16 protein-coding genes are annotated in these 17,671 nt (G+C 64.2%); 9 read left to right on the plus strand and 7 right to left on the minus strand.

Features of this window, described 5'->3' with window-relative positions; all coding sequences use genetic code 11:
- The first annotated feature begins 46 nt into the window (after positions 1-46).
- Together IEW81_RS05415 and IEW81_RS05420 are read left to right on the plus strand one after the other, a co-directional pair.
- Positions 47-1,972, plus strand: coding sequence for a pyruvate kinase (locus IEW81_RS05415; protein WP_097060101.1), 1,926 nt, complete (start codon positions 47-49; stop codon positions 1,970-1,972).
- Entirely contained in the window at positions 1,969-4,356 is a 2,388-nt protein-coding gene (locus IEW81_RS05420) for an HAD-IC family P-type ATPase (RefSeq protein WP_097060100.1), read from the plus strand. The genes IEW81_RS05415 and IEW81_RS05420 overlap by 4 nt, the downstream gene beginning before the upstream one ends.
- Positions 4,357-4,415: 59 nt before the next feature.
- Here IEW81_RS05420 and IEW81_RS05425 read toward each other — a convergent pair whose 3' ends face one another.
- From IEW81_RS05425 to IEW81_RS05435, 3 genes are all read right to left on the minus strand, one after another.
- Positions 4,416-4,850 (minus strand): hypothetical protein, encoded by a 435-nt coding sequence (locus tag IEW81_RS05425; RefSeq protein ID WP_097060099.1) that lies wholly within the window; start codon positions 4,848-4,850, stop codon positions 4,416-4,418.
- Between the two features lie 162 nt (positions 4,851-5,012).
- Positions 5,013-6,032 carry an aldo/keto reductase gene (locus IEW81_RS05430; protein WP_097060098.1) on the minus strand — a complete coding sequence of 340 codons (1,020 nt, stop codon included), beginning with the start codon at positions 6,030-6,032 and terminating at the stop codon, positions 5,013-5,015.
- A gap of 59 nt (positions 6,033-6,091) precedes the next feature.
- The gene (locus IEW81_RS05435; RefSeq protein WP_179691794.1) at positions 6,092-8,833 is read right to left on the minus strand and encodes a pectate lyase-like domain-containing protein; all 2,742 of its coding nucleotides are present in this window, start codon (positions 8,831-8,833) and stop codon (positions 6,092-6,094) included.
- A gap of 92 nt (positions 8,834-8,925) precedes the next feature.
- On the opposite strand from IEW81_RS05435, the gene IEW81_RS05440 reads away from it, so the two are divergent.
- Complete coding sequence (locus tag IEW81_RS05440) at positions 8,926-9,345, plus strand: hypothetical protein (protein WP_188732665.1); 420 nt, start codon at positions 8,926-8,928, stop codon at positions 9,343-9,345.
- 258 nt (positions 9,346-9,603) lie between these two features.
- On the opposite strand, the gene IEW81_RS05445 is transcribed toward IEW81_RS05440, so the two are convergent.
- The 4 genes from IEW81_RS05445 to IEW81_RS05460 all read right to left on the minus strand — a co-directional run bounded on the left by IEW81_RS05445 (position 9,604) and on the right by IEW81_RS05460 (position 13,895).
- Positions 9,604-10,014: an arsenate reductase ArsC gene (locus tag IEW81_RS05445; RefSeq protein WP_097060096.1), complete on the minus strand. Its 411-nt coding sequence runs from the start codon at positions 10,012-10,014 to the stop codon at positions 9,604-9,606.
- A gap of 75 nt (positions 10,015-10,089) precedes the next feature.
- Entirely contained in the window at positions 10,090-10,992 is a 903-nt protein-coding gene (locus IEW81_RS05450) for a metalloregulator ArsR/SmtB family transcription factor (protein WP_097060095.1), read from the minus strand.
- A 393-nt stretch (positions 10,993-11,385) separates the two neighbouring features.
- The gene (locus IEW81_RS05455) at positions 11,386-12,699 is read right to left on the minus strand and encodes an LLM class flavin-dependent oxidoreductase (protein ID WP_097060094.1); all 1,314 of its coding nucleotides are present in this window, start codon (positions 12,697-12,699) and stop codon (positions 11,386-11,388) included.
- Positions 12,696-13,895: an O-acetylhomoserine aminocarboxypropyltransferase/cysteine synthase family protein gene (locus tag IEW81_RS05460; protein ID WP_097060093.1), complete on the minus strand. Its 1,200-nt coding sequence runs from the start codon at positions 13,893-13,895 to the stop codon at positions 12,696-12,698. Before IEW81_RS05460 ends, IEW81_RS05455 begins: the two co-directional genes overlap by 4 nt.
- A 524-nt stretch (positions 13,896-14,419) precedes the next feature.
- Here IEW81_RS05460 and IEW81_RS14630 point away from each other — a divergent pair.
- The 6 genes from IEW81_RS14630 to IEW81_RS05485 all read left to right on the plus strand — a co-directional run bounded on the left by IEW81_RS14630 (position 14,420) and on the right by IEW81_RS05485 (position 17,658).
- Positions 14,420-14,548 (plus strand): hypothetical protein, encoded by a 129-nt coding sequence (locus tag IEW81_RS14630; RefSeq protein WP_268236630.1) that lies wholly within the window; start codon positions 14,420-14,422, stop codon positions 14,546-14,548.
- Positions 14,541-14,969 carry a YkvA family protein gene (locus tag IEW81_RS05465; protein WP_097060092.1) on the plus strand — a complete coding sequence of 143 codons (429 nt, stop codon included), beginning with the start codon at positions 14,541-14,543 and terminating at the stop codon, positions 14,967-14,969. The genes IEW81_RS14630 and IEW81_RS05465 overlap by 8 nt, the downstream gene beginning before the upstream one ends.
- A gap of 115 nt (positions 14,970-15,084) precedes the next feature.
- The gene (locus tag IEW81_RS05470) at positions 15,085-15,450 is read left to right on the plus strand and encodes an ArsR/SmtB family transcription factor (protein ID WP_097060091.1); all 366 of its coding nucleotides are present in this window, start codon (positions 15,085-15,087) and stop codon (positions 15,448-15,450) included.
- Between the two features lie 206 nt (positions 15,451-15,656).
- Complete coding sequence (locus tag IEW81_RS05475; protein WP_373285381.1) at positions 15,657-16,556, plus strand: cation diffusion facilitator family transporter; 900 nt, start codon at positions 15,657-15,659, stop codon at positions 16,554-16,556.
- Between the two features lie 65 nt (positions 16,557-16,621).
- On the plus strand, positions 16,622-16,975 hold the full coding sequence (gene cmtR / locus IEW81_RS05480) for a Cd(II)/Pb(II)-sensing metalloregulatory transcriptional regulator CmtR (protein WP_097060089.1): 354 nt from the start codon (positions 16,622-16,624) through the stop codon (positions 16,973-16,975).
- Entirely contained in the window at positions 16,972-17,658 is a 687-nt protein-coding gene (locus tag IEW81_RS05485) for a cation efflux transmembrane domain-containing protein (RefSeq protein WP_097060388.1), read from the plus strand. The genes cmtR and IEW81_RS05485 overlap by 4 nt, the downstream gene beginning before the upstream one ends.
- Positions 17,659-17,671: the final 13 nt, after the last annotated feature.

A 17,671-nucleotide genomic window follows, 5' to 3' on the forward strand; every position in this document is an offset into this window, starting at 1 on the left:
ACTTTCGGCTCTGTTCGGGTTCGCGCCCGCGGTGCATCATTGCGGTATGGATGCCCCGAGCACGAGCCCCGCGCCGCCGAGAGGCGGCCCGGACGATCTCCTCGCTCTCCTGGGGGAACTCCAACAGTTGCGGCACAGTCTTCTGGACGCCGAAGTGCGGGAGTCCGGGTCTATAAAGGCCGTGATGGCACGGCATCGACCCAGCGCAATCAACCTCGTGCACTACGTCGAGTTGAGGTCGCACGACATCAGGGCGCTCCAGGAGCGCCTGACGCAGCATGGGCTTTCGTCGCTGGGCAGAACCGAGTCGCACGTGATGCCCGGCATCGATATGGTGATCCACACGCTGTCGCAGCTCACCGGTCACGAAGTCGAACGGTCTTCCGGGCCAGCGCGCGTTCCCCACCGGGGGTTGCTCTCCCGCAATGCGATCAGCCTGCTGGGCCCCCGGCCGAAAGACCGACCCACCCGCATCATGGTGACCTTTCCCTCAGAGGCGGCAACGGACTACGCAACAGTGAGGACGATGCTCGCCAGCGGCATGGATATCGCTCGCATCAACTGCGCCCACGACGATGCCGGGGCGTGGAGCGCCATGATCCACAACGTGCGTACAGCGGAAGCAGAGCTTGGAAAGTCGTGTCTGGTCTCGATGGATCTCGCGGGTCCAAAACTTCGGACAGGGCCGCTGGTGCCCGGTGCTGACGTGGTCAAAGTAAAGCCGGAACGCAACGAGCGTGGAATAGTCCTGACACCGGCGACGGTGTGGCTCGGCGAAGCCCCTGCGGCAGGCAGCGGCATCCAGATTCAGTCGATCCCCGTGACCGACCCGGGCTGGGCCACCCGCCGAACTGTCGGGCAGCGAATCCACCTCGTGGATGCGCGCGGTTCCGGTCGCGTGCTCACGGTCGAGCGGGTGCACGGTACCGGATGCCTGGTGTCGTTCCGCAAGACTGTCTACTTCGCATCTGGAACACAACTCGTCGCCCGCGTGTCGGGCGGCCGTCAGGCCGAACTGGAGCTGGGAACTCGAGTCGGGGCCCTACCGTCGCGAGCGACGTCGATGATGGTTCGCCGCGGTGATCGCATCCAGTTGACAGCGGACCTGACTCCTGCAGACGTGTCTGGCGGATCCGTCCATCGCATCGGCGCGACGCTCTTCGAGGTTTTTGCCGACACCAGGCCGGGCGAGCGACTGCTCATCGACGACGGGAAGATCGCCACGGTGATCACCGATGTCGCCGCCCATGCCGTATTGGTCGAAGTGCAAAGTGCCGGGGTGGCTGGCACGAAGCTCCGTGCCGAGAAGGGGATCAACCTCCCCGATTCGACCCTCACCCTTTCCGCGCTTACCGAGAAGGACGCGGAAGACCTCGCGTTCGTCAGGCAGCACGCCGACATCGTGGAGTTGTCGTTCGTGCGAAGCGCGGCCGACGTCGATGACCTGCTTCAGCGCCTCGGCCCCGCTGACGAGCATCCACTGGGCATTGTCCTCAAGATCGAGACCGTGGCGGCATTCGAATCGCTTCCGCAGATCCTGCTCGAAGCCATGCGCTGGGGAGACATCGGAGTCATGATCGCGCGCGGTGACCTTGCGGTCGAGGCCGGATTCGAACGCCTGGCCGAACTCCAGGAAGAGATTCTCTGGTTGTCCGAAGCCGCCCACGTGCCCGTGATCTGGGCCACCGAAGTGCTCGACGATATGGCGCGCACGGGTGTGCCGTCGCGGGCTGAGGTGACGGATGCGGCTATGGCTCAACGCGCCGAATGCGTCATGCTCAACAAGGGGCCTTACATCGGCGAGGCCATCACGATGCTCGCCGACATCCTCCATCGCATGCAGGATCACATGGCCAAGAAGCGCAGCCTGTTGCGGCGGCTGAAGGCGTGGGATCTCGACCGCGCCGTCGTCGCGACGGCACCGTCCACCTCGGACGAGATCGATTCGGATGCCCGGATCGCTACCCGGTGATCCCGCGCCAAGCCGAGGTGACGGGGCTTCCCCGTGACGCGGTCGCCGAGCGCGTGGCCCGTGGCCTGACGAACACCCCATCGACCCTGTCGAGCCGATCGGGATGGGGAATCCTTCGCGACAACGTCTTCACCCTGTTCAACGGCATCGTCGCCGGGTGCTTCATCCTTCTCCTCACCCTCGGTCAGTGGCAGGATGCGCTGTTCGGTTTTGCCGCTGTGGGTAACTCGGTGATCGGGGTCGTACAGGAGTATCGGGCAAAGAGGTCGCTCGACAAATTTGCCGTGCTGAACTCACCGCTGGCCCGAGTGCTACGCGAGGACGGCGTGACAGACATCCAGGTCGCCGACATCGTCATGGATGACATCCTCGTGCTGCGGGCGGGCGACCAGGTGGGCGCAGATGCCCACGTGCTCAGTTCTGACGGCCTTCAGCTCGACGAATCCCTGCTCACCGGGGAGTCTGATCCGGTCGACAGAGCTGCAGGCTCCGAGATCCTCGCTGGCTCCAGCGTGGTGTCGGGTCATGGGCGGGCCAGGGTCACTCACGTCGGCGCAGACACCTTCGTGAGCAGGCTGACCGTCGAGGCGAAGCGGTTCTCACTGGTTCGATCCGAGATCCGCGGCGGGTTGAACCGCATCCTGCGTTGGATCTCCTGGGCGCTGCTGCCCGTCATGCTCATCGTCGTCAACGGCCAGATGCAGGTGCTGGGCGGCTGGGAGACGGCGATCCGCACGGGCAGCTGGCGCATGGGGGCCGTAGGCGCTGTCGCCGCGGTGATCGCCATGATCCCGCTCGGACTGGTGCTGCTGACCAGCGTCGCGTTCGCGGTCGCTGGCGTGCGACTCGCGCGGCAGAAGGTGCTCGTTCGAGAACTGGCAGCCGTGGAAGGGCTGGCCCGGGTCGACATGTTGTGCCTGGACAAGACAGGAACCCTCACCGAGGGCACTATCTCGTTCGACGATGTGCACGTGGTCAGCGAGCGCCAACCCGCCGGATGGAGGAATGCGCTCGGCTGGTTCGGTTCCGAGCCCAACGCCAACGCGACCGCGCGCTGCCTCACCGTGGCCTTCCCTGATCGGGCAGAACTGGCTCCGGTATCGACCGTGCCGTTCTCGTCGACCCGAAAGTGGAGCGCCGTCGACTTCGGTTCGGCGGGCGATGCCGCGGGCACCTGGATTCTCGGCGCCCCGGAATTCGTGCTCGCCGTGGACGAGACCGAGACGCTGAGCCGTGCCGCCGCTCTCGCCGCCGAGGGCAAGCGCACGCTCGTGCTCGCCTGCGCGCCAACCCGTCTCGTCGAAGAACAGCCTGGGAAGGCGCAGCTTCCGCCGGGGATTCGCCCAGTGGTACTTCTGACATTTCGGGAGCAGGTGCGCCCGGATGCCCGGCAGACCATGCGGTACTTCCACGAGCAGGGCGTCCAGGTCCGTATCATCTCGGGTGACGACCCACGAACTGTCGCCGCCGTCGCGACCCAGGTCGGCCTGGGCCCGGTGGAAGGCTTCGACGCGAGGGACTTGCCCGAGAACCTCCAGGAACTCGGCGACGCGCTCGAGACTCACACGGTCTTCGGACGGGTCACCCCCGCGCAGAAACGCCAGATGATCCTGGCCATGCAATCCCGCGGCCACGTCGTGGCGATGACCGGCGACGGGGTCAATGATGTGCTGGCGCTCAAGGTCGCCGACATCGGGATTGCAATGAACAACGCAACGCAGGCGACCAGGGCCGTGTCGCGGCTCGTGCTTCTCGACGACCGCTTCGACCGGCTTCCGAGTGTGGTTGCCGAAGGGCGGCGGGCTATCGCCAATATCGAGCGCGTGTCCATGCTCTTCCTCGCGAAGACGGTATACGCGGTGGTGATCTCCGTCATCTTCGGTGCACTGCTGTGGGGTTTCCCGTTCCTGCCCCGCCAGCTCTCGGTGATCGACGGGGTGACGATCGGGATCCCGGCCTTCTTCCTCGCCCTCATGGCGAACAACCGTCGCTATCGTTCGGGCTTCCTCAGGCGATCCCTCTCGTTCGCCATTCCGGCCGGGATCATCGTCGCGACCGCAATCGCGGCGGTCCATGTCTACGGCGATACCACAAGGGGCCTTACCGTCGGCGGCCTGAGAACCGCATCCCTGATCACCCTCGCCCTGGCTGCACTGTGGATACTCGTCATCATCTCCCGGCCTCTCAGCCCCCGGCGGCTGCTTATCATCGGGGTGATGTACGTCGGAGTTGCCCTCGTCTTCACCGTCCCGATCTCGACGGAATTCCTGAGCCTGGATATGCCGCCGACGCCGCTACTGGCAGCGACCGCGGGGTGCGTGCTGGGTGCCACGATCGCGTTAGAGATCCTCTACCGCGTGAGGAGAGATCCGCTACCGCGATAAACGTGGCCGAGTTGTCTTGGACAGGCGCGCTGCCGCCAACGCCGAGTGCCGGCCGTCGGTCAGGCCGTGGCGCCGCGGCGCAGCAGCAGCACGGCCGCCGTGGCCTGCCACACGACGAAACTCTCGACGACGAGCGACAGCAGGCCGAGTGGCTCGAGCCAGTTACCGATGTCATCGGTTGCACCGGGCATCCCGACGGTGCGATTCACGACGAAGGCGAGCAGAATGGCGAGGCCGAGACCGATCGCGGCGACGTAGTCGAGGGGCTTTCCGACGCGGAAGATCCGCTCCATGATGACGAACGATGCCACGATGAGGAAAATGTACGCGACAGCGAGGTACGGCACCTCCTCGATCTTGCCCGGCAGGTCGAGCACGTGGATCGCAGCCGTCACAGCCAGGGCAAGGCCCACCGCGATCTGCCGGGCATGGAGCTCGGTGGGGGCGGCATCCCGAGCTGAGACCGCGCGCGTAGGGGTGAGCGTGGCAGACATGTGGGGCTCCGTTCCGGAGCGCCGTTGCGCTCACGTTTCGAGGCTAGGGCCGAGCGTCAGGTGCACGATGGGCAATCAGGGCTTCATGTGAGAACTCGAGTCTGAATCGGGGCAACCTGTGCTGCAGGCGTGAACCTGCTGGCAAACAGTTGGGCTCGCCGATCAGTCAACAGTGCGCGCGCGCTGTTCGATTCCGGGCGCTCCGTACGGATAATCAGCCGCTGCGGGATCGCTGGCGTGGTCGAGACGGGCAACCTCCTCCGCAGTCAACACGAGGTGAGACGCACCCAGATTCTCGGTGAGCTGGTCGACAGTTCGGGCGCCGAGGATGATCGAGGTGACACCTGGTCGATCGTGCAGCCACGCCAGCGCAATCTGCGAGAGCGTGACCCCACGCTCGGTTGCGATCTCCGTCAGAGCCGAGATCGTCGTCCAGGTCCGATCCCTGGCACTGCGTCCAGCGTACGCTTCGACACCTCGCTCCGGGTCCTCACCGAGGCGGGTAGCTCCCGTCGGTGCCTCGGTCGCCGAATACTTGCCCGTCAGCCAGCCGCCGCCGAGGGGCGACCACGGCAGGATTCCCAGCCCACCGTCGATGCATGCGGGAACGACCTCCCATTCCACCTCACGCACGAGCAGGTTGTACTGCGGCTGCATCGAGATCAGCGGCACTCGATCGGCCGCAAGCGTCGTGGCCTTCGCGACCTGCCAGCCGGTGAAGTTCGAGAGGCCAGCGTAGGAGATCTTCCCCGAGCGCACCGCATCCTCGAGGAATCCCAGGCTCTCGTCCAGCGGAGTGAGTGGATCCCAGGAATGAAGCTGGTAGAGGTCGACGTGCTCGACGCCGAGCCTCACCAGCGACGCATCGAGTGCCCTGCGGAGGTGCCGGCGTGAGTTGCCCGCATCCCGAGGTTCCACGCCCACCGGGAACCGCCCCTTCGTCGCGAGGAAGATGTTCGCTCGAGCCTGCTCATCGAGTGTGCCCAGCCACCTGCCGACGATCCGTTCAGACTCGCCACCGCTGTAGACATCCGCCGTCTCGACGAGATTTCCGCCGCGGGCGGTGTACTCGTCGAGCTGCCGCGCGGCCTCCGTTTCTGCCGTCTCGGATCCGAAGGTCATGGTTCCGAGTGCATAGGTCGAGACGACGGCGCCTGAGCGCCCGAGGGTGCGGTATTTCATGGGGTGATGTGTCCTTGTCCAGTGGTCCTGCCCCAGACCCGTAACCGCTGCGGAGTGCGTCAGCTCCCCTTCGGCGCGAGGTCCAAATCGTCCAGGTAGTAGATCTTTCCACTTCCTACCGTACCGAAGTCGAAGAAGACAGAAACCTTGTTATAGACCAGCGCGGGGTTGAGGGCCGCCGTTGTCGCCACCTGGTTCGCCAGGTTGAAGGTCAGCGTCTCCCAACCACCAGCCAGCGTGGTGGTGGCGTCAGTCTCGACCGATTGAGCGCCGTCGGCGGCGTTCTCGACCTTGAGGCGCACCCTGATCCCCGCATCCGGAGACCATACCCTCGCCGTCAACGACGTCAGGGTAGACGTGAACGCGATCCGCTCGATCGCTGCGTTGGGCATGGTGGCGATCGTGGTGCCCGACCACACCGCCGCACCGGCACCCTTGACGACCTGCGCGACCCTGTTGGCGGCGTTGGTCGGGTCGACGACGATGGTCGGGTCGACACCTCCGAAGCCGATCAGGGTCGGTGGCGTCCCTTCATCGAAGGTGAGCAGGCGTCGGGTTGACGGAGGCAGCACGGTGTCGAACTCCTGCCGGGCGACAACGGATGCAGTGTTGGCATTGCCTGCCGCATCACTGAATGAGCCCGCGGCGACACTGACATCGATGACCCCGGTCGAGTTGCCCGGGGGCCTCACGACCAGCGTGGCGTGGGTCGAGTCCTGTCGAGCGAACGCACCCTTCGCGCCGCCCACGACGGCGACATCGTCTGCGGTGAAGCTGGCGCCGACGCTCTCGCTGAAGGCGAAACTGAAGGTGACGTCACCCGGCGCGGATGCCGCGATGTCGTCCGTGATGGCAACCGTCGGAGCCGTCGTGTCAGGCACCGCCGGGTAGTCCCCCACCGTGACAGGGGTGCTGGCATTGTCGATGGTCGACGACCCGCCGATCCCGTTGATCACGTTCGTGATCCCACCCTTTGCCTTCGATGGATCGAGGAAGATCGTCAACATGTTGTGCAGGCTGCCGGGGGCCAGCGTCCCGGGCACCTCGAACGCGTTCGCGGCGAAGATGTCCACGCCCTGGTTAAAGAAGCTGTAGCTGCCCAGCGCGGAAGCTGTGAACGTCGTGACCGAGTCGGCGACTTTTAATGCAGACCAGCCGTTGACGCCTGGGGCCTGCATCCAGGCCGCCTGGCTCGGCGGGTCGTACGCAAGCTCGTTCTGGAAAAAGACGATCTCGCCACCGTTTCCGTTCCAGATCACGTTGTGCTGCTGGTAGTGCTCGACAAACAGCCCGGTGGCTGTGACATTGTCGCCGTTGACGATGACGCCGTTCTTTGCGGTGTTGATATCCCACCCCACGGTTCCCGCGATCCCGTGGTCTGCTCTCCAGGCCCAGATGTCATCGAGGATGACGTTGTCACTGTTGACCTCGAGACTGACGTCAGCCTTGCCGACGTTCGGACCGCCGATCCTGAAGAACACGTCCTGCAGAGTGGTGGGGTTGGATCGGCTGCTCGACTCATGCCTGTCCCCGATGTCGGCCTTCTCCTTCTTGACGCTGCCGATCTGCAGCAGCACCGGCGAGTTCTTCGTGCCGGCGTCGATCGTGATGCCAGCGATACCGACGCCCGCGACATCCTCGACCGCCATCACGACCGCACCCTTGACCGCGGTCAGGGTGGCAATGCCAATGCCCAGCACGACGGTGTTCGCGTTCTGCACCTTGATCGTCTTATCGATCGCGTATACACCCGGTGTGAACAACAGATTCTTGCCGCTCTTCAGTTGCTTATTGATGGTCTGCACCGAATCGCCCGGCTTGGCCACGAAGAATCTCGACAGCAGGATGCTACGACCCGGTGTCGGACCGTTTACCCACGACGCTCCCGTCGAGTTGGTGCGCAGCGACGGCACGAACACGTTGTACCGGCCAGCGGAGTCGAGGTAGAGATAGGGCTTCTCTTTGCTGACCGGCGTCTTGTCGACCGTCGTGTACGGCCCGCACACGTCCGTGACGGCGGGGAAGCACTCAGCCGGGGCCCCGCCCACACCGGAGAACACCTGGTTCCAGACACCGTTAGACCAGCTGCCGACGCTGCTGTTGCGTGTGAAGTACTGCTGTTGGGAACCGTTGATTACCGGGCCCATCGTCGAGTCGGCGATGAAGCCACCGCTGGCGAACTGTGGGCCGTCTGTGCAGTAATCCATCAACGACAGGTTGCCGCCGATGATGTTGACCCGGCGCACCGGGGAGGCCTGTGATGCTGCCCAGAAGTTCGCGGAAGCCCGGCACCCCTCGCCTCCCGTGACGTTGATCGTGAGGTTCGACATCGAACGCCAGAAGTTGTCCAGTGCGAAGCATCCCGTCGCGGGCCTGCACCGGTTGTAGACGTCGACGTGACCGTTGATGGTGACGTCGGTGGGATTCAACCCCAGGCCAGCCACCTCGGTGTAGTAACCCACCTGGATCATCAGCGGGTTCTCGACAGTGCCGTAGCTGCCCGGCTTGAACAGCAGCGCGTACCTGTTAGTACCCATTTCGTCGTTGATCTGCCGGTCCCTGATCGCGTCGACCTCAGCCTGGATCTGGCTGGTGGGCATGCTCGGATCGAAGATCCGCACGTTGGGACCGAAGTCAGGCTCGGCGGAGCTCGGCGGAGCTGGCCGCGCTTGCGGCGAGGCGAAGGCCGCCGACGTTCCGGTGAGCGAGAGGCCGACGACAAGTCCGGTCGCGGTGACCGCAGCGACCAGGGAGCGCAACCGACGGCGACGGGGGGCAGGAGTGACGTGTGGCAGCAACATTGCTGGCCTGCTTTCTGCAGATGGGCACCGTAGGCAAAAGCTACCGATTGGCTTCACTTCGACAGTAATAACCTCGCTGAGCCGCGTCAACGTTGTGGTTACCGGGTGAGTTCTCTCGGGGCATCGAGCGCTCGATCCTGATTTCGCTGATCCGGATAAGCACCAGCCGGATGAACGGCTCATGCATCCCCGCAACCCGTCGTGATGACAGCATCGGCGGCCAGGACAACATCATCCGCCAGTGGTGTCGGGAACGCCTTCCTGAGATCCAACCCAAGCTCTCCCATCGCCGCGACGACCAAACGATTCGGTCCTGGGCCGGCGTCCAACGGGCGGAACGCACATGCACGGAACCGTCCGGCGGCATGGTTATCACCATTGCCGCCAGTGCCGCCATCGTGAAGCGGCCCGCGTTCTGCTCGCAGGCGAACAGCACCTCGGGCACGGCGCGCTCGATCGCGCCTTTGGCCTGCGCGAGCGCCGTGGGGCCTTCGCCTATGCGAGCGCTGTAAGCCGGTCGGACGCGAATCGCGTCGAGTTGCCGGCCAGGTGCGCCTTCGTTGCGGAGGTCCGTAGCCGGCCAGCACTGCGGAGGTCCGCGACAGGCCAGTGTGGAACTCGAGCACGTACCGTTCGCTACTCCCCCACCGGGCGCCGCAGATATTCCTCCCGGTCGCCCAGTCCGGGCAGCTCAAGCCCGGGTAGCGCGTCCGGCTGGCTCAGTCCCGGCCGCCCTCGTCGGCGCTGATGCCATTCTCGGTGGCGGCGGTTCAGACCGTTGCAGGAAGCAATTCAGCCAACAGGGCTTGAACGCGGGCCTTGATGTCGTCACGAATGGGGCGAACCTGATCGATCGACTTGCCTTTCGGGTCGGTCAACTCCCAGTCTTCGTAACGCTTACCGGGGAAGATCGGGCAGACATCGCCGCAGCCCATGGTGATGACGACATCGGAGTCTTTGACCTGCTCGGTCGTCATGAGCTGGGGCACGGCCTGTGAGATGTCGATACCCTCCTCAGCCATGGCCTGAATAGCCATGGGGTTGATCTGGTCGCCGGGCTCCGAACCTCCCGAGCGAACCTCGACGGCACCTTCGGAAAGCTTGCGCATGTAGCCTGCGGCCATTTGCGAACGGCCGGCATTGTGGATGCACACGAACAGGACTACAGGCTTCTCTGACACTGGTTTTCCCTCATCTCGACAGTTCTCAAAGCATAGACGGTCATCTATGGGTTTGAGTAGCTTTGCGGCGAGAGTTCAGACCGCGTTCACCTGCAGGGTCGCGAGCAGCGACCGGACGCGCGCCTCGATGTCGTCCCGGATGTCGCGGACCCGGCCGATCGGCAATCCCACCGGGTCGCCAACATCCCAGTCGAGATATCGCCTGCCGGGGTATATCGGACACGCATCGCCGCACCCCATCGTGATGACGACATCCGCGGCACGGACCACCTCATCGGTGAGCGGCTTCGGGAATTCACCACCGATCGACACGCCGATTTCATCGAGAGCCGCCACGATCACAGACCGCACCGTGCTTGCCGGGTCGGAACCTGCCGTGCGCACTCGCACGGTGTCGCCAGCGAGATGGCGAAGGATGCCCGCTGCCATCTGGGAACGCCCCGCGTTCTGCACGCACACGAACAGCACCTCGGGGGTGCGATCGAGGTCGTTCGACTCGACTTTGGCGAGAGCAGATAGCCGGTCCGCGGCGAACCGGGACGCAAGCGAGGGCAAATAGCGGATTGCTTTCCCGTTCTCCGCCAGGAGTGTGTAACTTTCCTGCACATATCTCGCGACGGTCTCTGGCGAAAAGACGCCAGCGAACCGGCCCGAAAGATCTGCTGTAACGCGCTCGAGAACACCCTCCGCCGATCCCGTCGCGGGGGAACGCTGGAGAACTTCGGCTACGCGATCAGCGTGCTCCGGCTGGATCGAGTACCAGACCAGCCGTCCGTCAGGATTGCGCTCAAGCAGACCGACCTCCACCAGCGCCTTGAGGTGATGGCTCACCGTTGGCTGGCGCAACTGCAGCTCGCCAGCGAGATCTGACACGGAACGCCTGCCCTCGAGGCTCTCCATGATCAGGTGCAGGATGCGTGCTCGTGTCGGATCAGTGAGGAGCTTCAACTCGATTGACGTGGCCGCATACACATCCATAGATCGAAGTCTATGGGTCGCGAAGTCGAGCGATAGCTGACGGATACCCCGGCCCGCGCACTGCTCCAGCAGCACGTCGGGACAGTCGACGTGAGGTCGAGCCACGTCGGGATGCATCAAGCCACGTCCCGCCACATCGTGCCAGAGTGCGCCAGATTTGCGCGAGGCGATGAGCAGCTCGATCCCCGCAATTTCGGCGCTACCGGGTAAGACGGTTACCAGAACGTTGGCGGTTACCCGAGTAATGACGGTTATCGGAACGCCGGCGGAATCTGGCGCATGCTCGCCCTCATCACCGCCCGTGACCTCATAGCTCGTGACCTAGAAGCCATCGGCCTGCCAGGCCGCACACAGTCATAGCCCCGCGACCGACGCCCAGCACAGCAGTCAGCGTTAGAAGTCGCCCAGGTTGCCGTGGATGCCGCCACCGCCGAACGATGTGCGCAGAATGCCGCGACGCCGCAGGATCGGAACGAGGTCGTCGAGCAGGCGGTGAACCGTGACCGGGTGCAGGTCTCCCCACAGCAGCACCCCGTCGTTTTCGGCGTCGTCGCCGAGGCGTTCGATGAGGTCAGCGAACTCGTCGGCCGTTCCGACGAAGCCACTGCCGTCAGTCAGGCGGCCGAGGCGCGCTTGCTTAGCCAGCAGCTGCCGCAGCGGAGTGGTTTCCGGGTCATATCCGCCCAGCAGGCGATTGATCGAGCCCTCCGAAACATGATCACCGAAGACCGTGCGATCGAGCGGCCTGTCGAAGTCGAGAGCGGTGAGGTCGGTCTCGAGGTCGCTCGACTGCCTGTCGGCGATGTGGAGCACCGCTGCGTCATCCGGATTCGCAGACTCGGCCACGAGACGGTCGGCCTCGTCCGCGCTACCCACGAGCACGGGCTGGATCGCGAACAGGATGGTGATGTCTTCGGGGTTGCGACCAGCCTCAACCGCCGCAGCGTGGATGCGAGCCCGATAGGCCCGCACGCTCTCGGTATCGAGAGGGGCGAGCGCGAGCTGCACGTCGGAGTTGGCCCCGGCAAAACCCAGCCCACGCCCCGACCCCCCTGGTGAAACGATGGCCGGCTCCCCCTCGAGAAACGGGATCGCATTGAGCGGACCATCGAACGAGAAGTACTCGCCGCGGTGCTGCACGGTGGTGAGCCTGGAGCCATCGGCGTAGCGATCCTCCGAGCCAGGCAGGGCTCCGGGGGCCCACGAGCGCCACAACTGCCTGATGCCGCCGAGCCACTCCTCGGCACGGTCGTAGGCGGCATCGTGCCCAAGCGGCGGCGACGACCCGAAATGTCGTGCGCTGCCGGTGTCGGTCACGACGTTCAGTCCGAGACGATGCCCGCTGAGGTGCTGCAGCGACGCGAACTGCCGCGCAGCCGTATACGGGATGTAGGCGGCGGGGTTCACCGTGGGCGCGATTCCGATGTGCTCGGTCACCGCGAACAGGTACGGCGCCAGCAGCAGCGGATCGTGTTTGGGGCCACCGAAGGCCTGACGAATGCGCAGATCGATGGTCGATGCGTTGCCAAGCGACGGGGCATCCTCAATGATCAGCATGTCGAAACCGGCTTGCTCGAGCTCGCGCACCGACTGCTGATAGAGCGCGGGTTCGGTCCAGCGCCAGTTCCAGTCGAGGTATGGATGCCCCCACCCCTGCGGCCCGAAGCCGCGGGCCAGGAACCATCCGAAGTGCTGTTGGTGGGTCATCCTGCGGCCGCCGACCCACGCCGTATCGCCGAAAGGCCACGATCGAGGTCATCGATCAAATCGGGCAGGTACTCGATACCGATCGACAGTCGCAGCGTGCCCGGCCAGATGCCCGCTTTCTCAAGCTGCTCGTCGGTGCGCAGGTTGTGGCTGGTAGTCGCCAGGTGAAGCACAAGAGAACGCACGTCGCCGAGGTGCGTCATGTGGGTGAAGACGTCGAGAGCATTGATGAAACTGCGAGCGGCATCCACCCCGCCGCCCAGCGTGAACGAGAAGACCGAGCCCTGCCCATTCGGCATGTAGTGCTGCGCGAGCGCATAAAAAGGGTTCGACTCGAGCCCTGGATAGTCAACAGACTGGACCTCGGGTTGCTGCTCGAGCCAGCGTGCGATGCCGAGGGCATTCTCTGACTGTCGCTCGACCCGCAGCGACAGGGTTTCCAGCCCCTGATTGATGAGAAACGCGTTGAGCGGCGATGGCGTCGGTCCAAAACGCAGCGCAACACTGTCACGAAAATATGCGATGCGCTCCGTGTCGTTGTCGACGATCACGCCGCCGAGGACGGCACCGTGGCCCGCGAAGAACTTGCTGGCGGAGTGGATGACGATATCAGCGCCGTGCTCGAGCGGGCGCACAAGGAAGGGCGTCGCGAGGGTGCTGTCGACGATGAGCGGAATGCCGTGTTTGTGCGCGACCGCGGCGATCGCCGAGATATCCAGAACCTCGTTTTTCGGGTTCGTGATCGACTCGGCGAACAGCGCGCGAGTGGTGGGCCGGATGAGCCGTTCCCACGCCGCTGGCTCGTTCGCCTCGTCGACGAAGTCTGTCTCGACACCGAGCCTCGTCAGATTCTCGACAAAGAAGCCGCGGCTGCCCTCGTAGATACTCGACGCCGAGATCAGGTGCTCACCCGAACGCAACAGCCCGAGCATCGTGACAGCGAGCGCCGCTTGCCCGCTGCCGACGAGCAGCGCCTCGGCACCCCCCTCGAGCACAGCGACTCGCTGCTCGACCGCTTCGGCCGTGGGATTCGCGACGCGCGTGTACGAGTAGCCGTCGCCCGTAGAGAAGTGGTTGACGGCGCTGTCGAAGTCGTCGAGCACGAAGCCGGCCGTCAGGTAGATGGGAAGTGCACGCGGAGTAACGTGAGCGGTCGGGCTTCCTGCATGAAGCTGTTGTGTTGCGAAGCCAGTCATTGCCCAAGAGTGCCACCGTGTTCCGGAACTTGTCCATTTACGAACCACTATTACTCGGGCTCCGGGCCGTGGGGCATCGCCTGTCCGGTCTGCCACCGCGGGGCCACCACTTCCCCTCCCTCCTTGCCCCACAGCATTTCACCGCGACTCGCAGGTATCGACGACGATGCATTTCGAGCTCCATCCTGCTGGTTCATCTGGAGCGCGCCAAGGTCGCCGGAACAGGATGCGCCAGACCCAGACCCAGACCGAGAACACGAACACGAACACGAACACAGGAATCGCGAGCGCGAGCGCCACCACGAGCCGCAGCCCGAAGGGGCGCAGTCATGAACTCAACCCGACAATGCCAAATATCGCCAAACATTGCCAAGACACTGATGACCGGGCGCGATTCTCTTGACATGAACTGGTCACGATGCTTCCCGGGTATGGATGAAAGGTGGGCACGGCGGTGCGATGATGACGACGCCATGTGATGCGACCCGTTCTCCGTGCGGCGCCAACATCTGGGAGACTTGGCTGTGAGCAAGACCAGCACTCCGCAAGCGGCGCGGCCGGAGTGCCTCGCTATCATCGCCGTCATCGCGGAGGCCGCAGTCCTTGGATGTTCGATGCCCGCGACCATGATCGAGCTTTGCGTCGATGGTTGAGTGGTGGCAGCTCGCCCTGAGTATTGCTGGTGGGCTCGCGATTCTCTGGGTGGCGCTGGTGATCGCATTACTGGTGGAGCAGCGCAAGCATCCCGGTGCCACCACGATTCGGGCAATACTGCGACTCGCACCGGACGTCGCCCGCCTGCTCAAGCGCCTCGCTAGTGATCGTTCCGTCCCGATCTCAGTCCGGATAGCCCTTTTTGCGCTCCTCGTGTACCTGCTGTCGCCAATCGACCTGATTCCTGATTTCATCCCCGTGATCGGGTTCATTGACGATGCGCTTATCGTCGCGCTCGCGTTGCGTATCGTGACCCGACATGCCGGGGGTGAAGCAATCGAACGCCATTGGCCGGGTACACCCGAAGGACTCGCCGCCGTGCTCCGTCTTGCTGGACTGCCCCCACATTCAGGAATGTAACCAATCAACCATCCGAAGGGATTTAGCGCCTCGCGGGAGGTCGTGCCTGGAGCGAATATCCTGACTGCTCAGTTCATACCCAGCTACCCCTGATGCCCTATGCAATAATCTGCGTATGAATGCAGATGAGAAGATTTGCGGATTAGACCCCGACAGCCAGTTCGTCGAACTCGCCGTCGAAGTCTTCGCGATGCTCGCCGACGCGACGAGAGTGCGCCTGATCCTCGCGCTCAGGGATGGTGAGATGTCTGTAAACCACCTGGCCGGCATCGTGGACAAATCACCTGCATCCGTTTCTCAACATCTCGCCAAGTTGCGACTCGCACGCCTCGTCTCAAGCAGGCAAGAGGGCACACGGGTCTTCTACCGACTGCAAAACGAGCACGCTGGCCGACTGGTCACAGACGCGATCTTCCAGGCCGAACACTCCGTAGACGGAAACCCGCGCCACCACCACCAGGACGAACAGGACAAGCAGTGAGCACGCCACACGACCACACGCTCGAGCAGCACGAGCACGAGCACGAGCACGAGCAGCAGCATCACCAGGGTCATGACCATGACCATGACCATGACCATGAGGATCACGGTCACGAAGGGCACTCGCACCCGACCGGAATAAGGGGCTTCTTCTACGGCTTGTTCGTGCCGCACTCGCACGACGCGGCCGACTCGATCGACGACGCTATGGAGGCAAGCAAAGAAGGGGTCAGGGCGCTGAAGATCAGTCTCGTGATCCTACTGGTGACCACCGTTCTTCAGTTTGTCGTCGTGGTGATCAGTGGATCGGTCGCGTTATTGGCGGACACGATCCACAATTTCTCGGATGCGCTGACCGCTGTGCCGCTGTGGATCGCATTCATCCTCGGCCGGCGGGCGGCAACCCGTCGCTACACCTATGGTTTCGGTCGCGCTGAGGACCTGGCCGGTCTGTTCATTGTTGTCGTCATCGCGGCATCCGCGATCGTCGCGGCCTGGCAGTCCGTCGACCGCCTCATCAATCCGCAGCCGCTGTCCAACCTGTGGTGGGTTCTCGCCGCCGGCGTGATCGGCTTCCTCGGCAATGAGATCGTCGCGATTTACCGAATCCGGGTCGGACGGAAGATCGGCTCGGCAGCTCTCGTTGCCGACGGGGTGCACGCGCGCACCGACGGCTTCACATCCCTCGCCGTCGTCGTGGGTGCCATCGGCGTCATGCTCGGCTTCCCACTGGCCGACCCCATCGTCGGCCTCGTCATCTCGGCCGCGATCATTGTGCTGCTGTGGGGCACGGTTCGAAGCATTGGCCGCCGACTCATGGACGGGATCGAGCCCGAACTGGTCGACAAAGCCCGAGCCGCGCTCGAGAACACTTCCGGGGTGATCGACGTGCCGCGACTGCAGCTGCGCTGGGTTGGACACAGGCTTCAGGGGACCGCGACTCTCGTCGTCGCCGACCGCCCCCTCTCCGAAGTCGAGACGATCCTGCATGAAGCGGATCACCAGCTGGGACACGCCCTCCCGAACCTCGATGACATGGTTTTGCGAACCACGACCGCGAACACTGATGCCATTTCACACCCACATCCACACCCACACGATCACTAGTCGGCAGGAGCGGAGGGCTTTCGTCGCCGATCGCCACTAGACAGCCATCACTGTATAGTCAGCCTGTGCTGACTATTGCGAACCGTCTTGACGTGATGAACCGCCTCGGCCGCGCGATGGCTGACCCGACCCGCGCGCGCATCCTGATGAGTCTGCTCGAGAAGCCCGGATACCCGGCCGTGCTTGCCCGCGACCTCGATCTCACTCGCTCGAATGTCTCCAACCACCTCACCTGCCTCCGAGGCTGTGGCATCATCGCCGCCGCGCCAGAAGGTCGCCAAACCCGATACGAGATCGCGGATCCGCGCCTCACCCGGGCCCTCAGCTCCCTGGTGGATGTGGTGCTCGCCGTCGATGACGGAACCACGTGTATCGACGACAACTGCAACGACCTATGGTGCTGCGGGAGCTCCTCATGACCGATACCACGAGCGGGCCCCCGCGCATCCTCGGACCGATTCGCACGCGCGTTTTGCAGCGACGCATTCGAATCATCGTCGCGATCACAATCACCTATAACGTCATTGAGGCGATCATCGCTCTCGCTGCCGGCACTGCCGCATCCTCGGCTGCCCTGATCGGGTTTGGGCTCGATTCGATCGTCGAGGTGCTCTCCGCGGCGGCCATCGCCTGGCAGTTCGCGGCACCTGACCCGCAGAGGCGCGAAAAGGTAGCGCTGCGCGTGATCGCTTTCTCATTCTTCGGACTCGCCGCCTACGTGGTCGTCGACGCGGCTGTCTCGCTGCTGGGTTTCCGCGCAGCCGAGCACAGCCCGGTTGGCATCGCCCTCGCGGCGGTGAGCCTCGCGATCATGCCATTCCTGAGTTGGTTCGAGCGCCGTACCGGGCGCGAACTCGGGTCGGCATCGGCCGTCGCCGACTCCAGGCAGACCCTGCTCTGCAGCTACCTCTCCGCGGCCCTTCTCGTCGGTTTACTGCTGAACAGCCTCCTCGGTTGGGCATGGGCCGACTCGATCGCTGCCCTTTTTATCGCGGGATTCGCCATCAAAGAAGGGCTCGAAGCATGGAAGGGCGACACCTGCGCCGTTCCCGTCTCGGCACTGACGGGCGAACGCGAGGCCGTAGCCTGCGGCTGCTGCTAGCACGGCCCGGCTG

Source organism: Salinibacterium xinjiangense (assembly GCF_014645015.1).
GTDB classification, from domain to species: Bacteria; Actinomycetota; Actinomycetes; order Actinomycetales; family Microbacteriaceae; genus Rhodoglobus; species Rhodoglobus xinjiangensis.

Coding starts and splice junctions, on each gene's coding strand:
- IEW81_RS05415 (WP_097060101.1), top strand. CDS start 47: ATGGATGCCCCGAGCACGAGCCCCGCGCCGCCGAGAGGCGGCCCGGAC.
- IEW81_RS05425 (WP_097060099.1), bottom strand. CDS start 4,850: ATGTCTGCCACGCTCACCCCTACGCGCGCGGTCTCAGCTCGGGATGCC.
- IEW81_RS05430 (WP_097060098.1), bottom strand. CDS start 6,032: ATGAAATACCGCACCCTCGGGCGCTCAGGCGCCGTCGTCTCGACCTAT.
- IEW81_RS05435 (WP_179691794.1), bottom strand. CDS start 8,833: ATGTTGCTGCCACACGTCACTCCTGCCCCCCGTCGCCGTCGGTTGCGC.
- IEW81_RS05450 (WP_097060095.1), bottom strand. CDS start 10,992: ATGGATGTGTATGCGGCCACGTCAATCGAGTTGAAGCTCCTCACTGAT.
- IEW81_RS05455 (WP_097060094.1), bottom strand. CDS start 12,699: ATGACCCACCAACAGCACTTCGGATGGTTCCTGGCCCGCGGCTTCGGG.
- IEW81_RS05460 (WP_097060093.1), bottom strand. CDS start 13,895: ATGACTGGCTTCGCAACACAACAGCTTCATGCAGGAAGCCCGACCGCT.
- IEW81_RS05465 (WP_097060092.1), top strand. CDS start 14,541: ATGGTTGAGTGGTGGCAGCTCGCCCTGAGTATTGCTGGTGGGCTCGCG.
- IEW81_RS05470 (WP_097060091.1), top strand. CDS start 15,085: ATGAATGCAGATGAGAAGATTTGCGGATTAGACCCCGACAGCCAGTTC.
- IEW81_RS05475 (WP_373285381.1), top strand. CDS start 15,657: ATGGAGGCAAGCAAAGAAGGGGTCAGGGCGCTGAAGATCAGTCTCGTG.
- IEW81_RS05485 (WP_097060388.1), top strand. CDS start 16,972: ATGACCGATACCACGAGCGGGCCCCCGCGCATCCTCGGACCGATTCGC.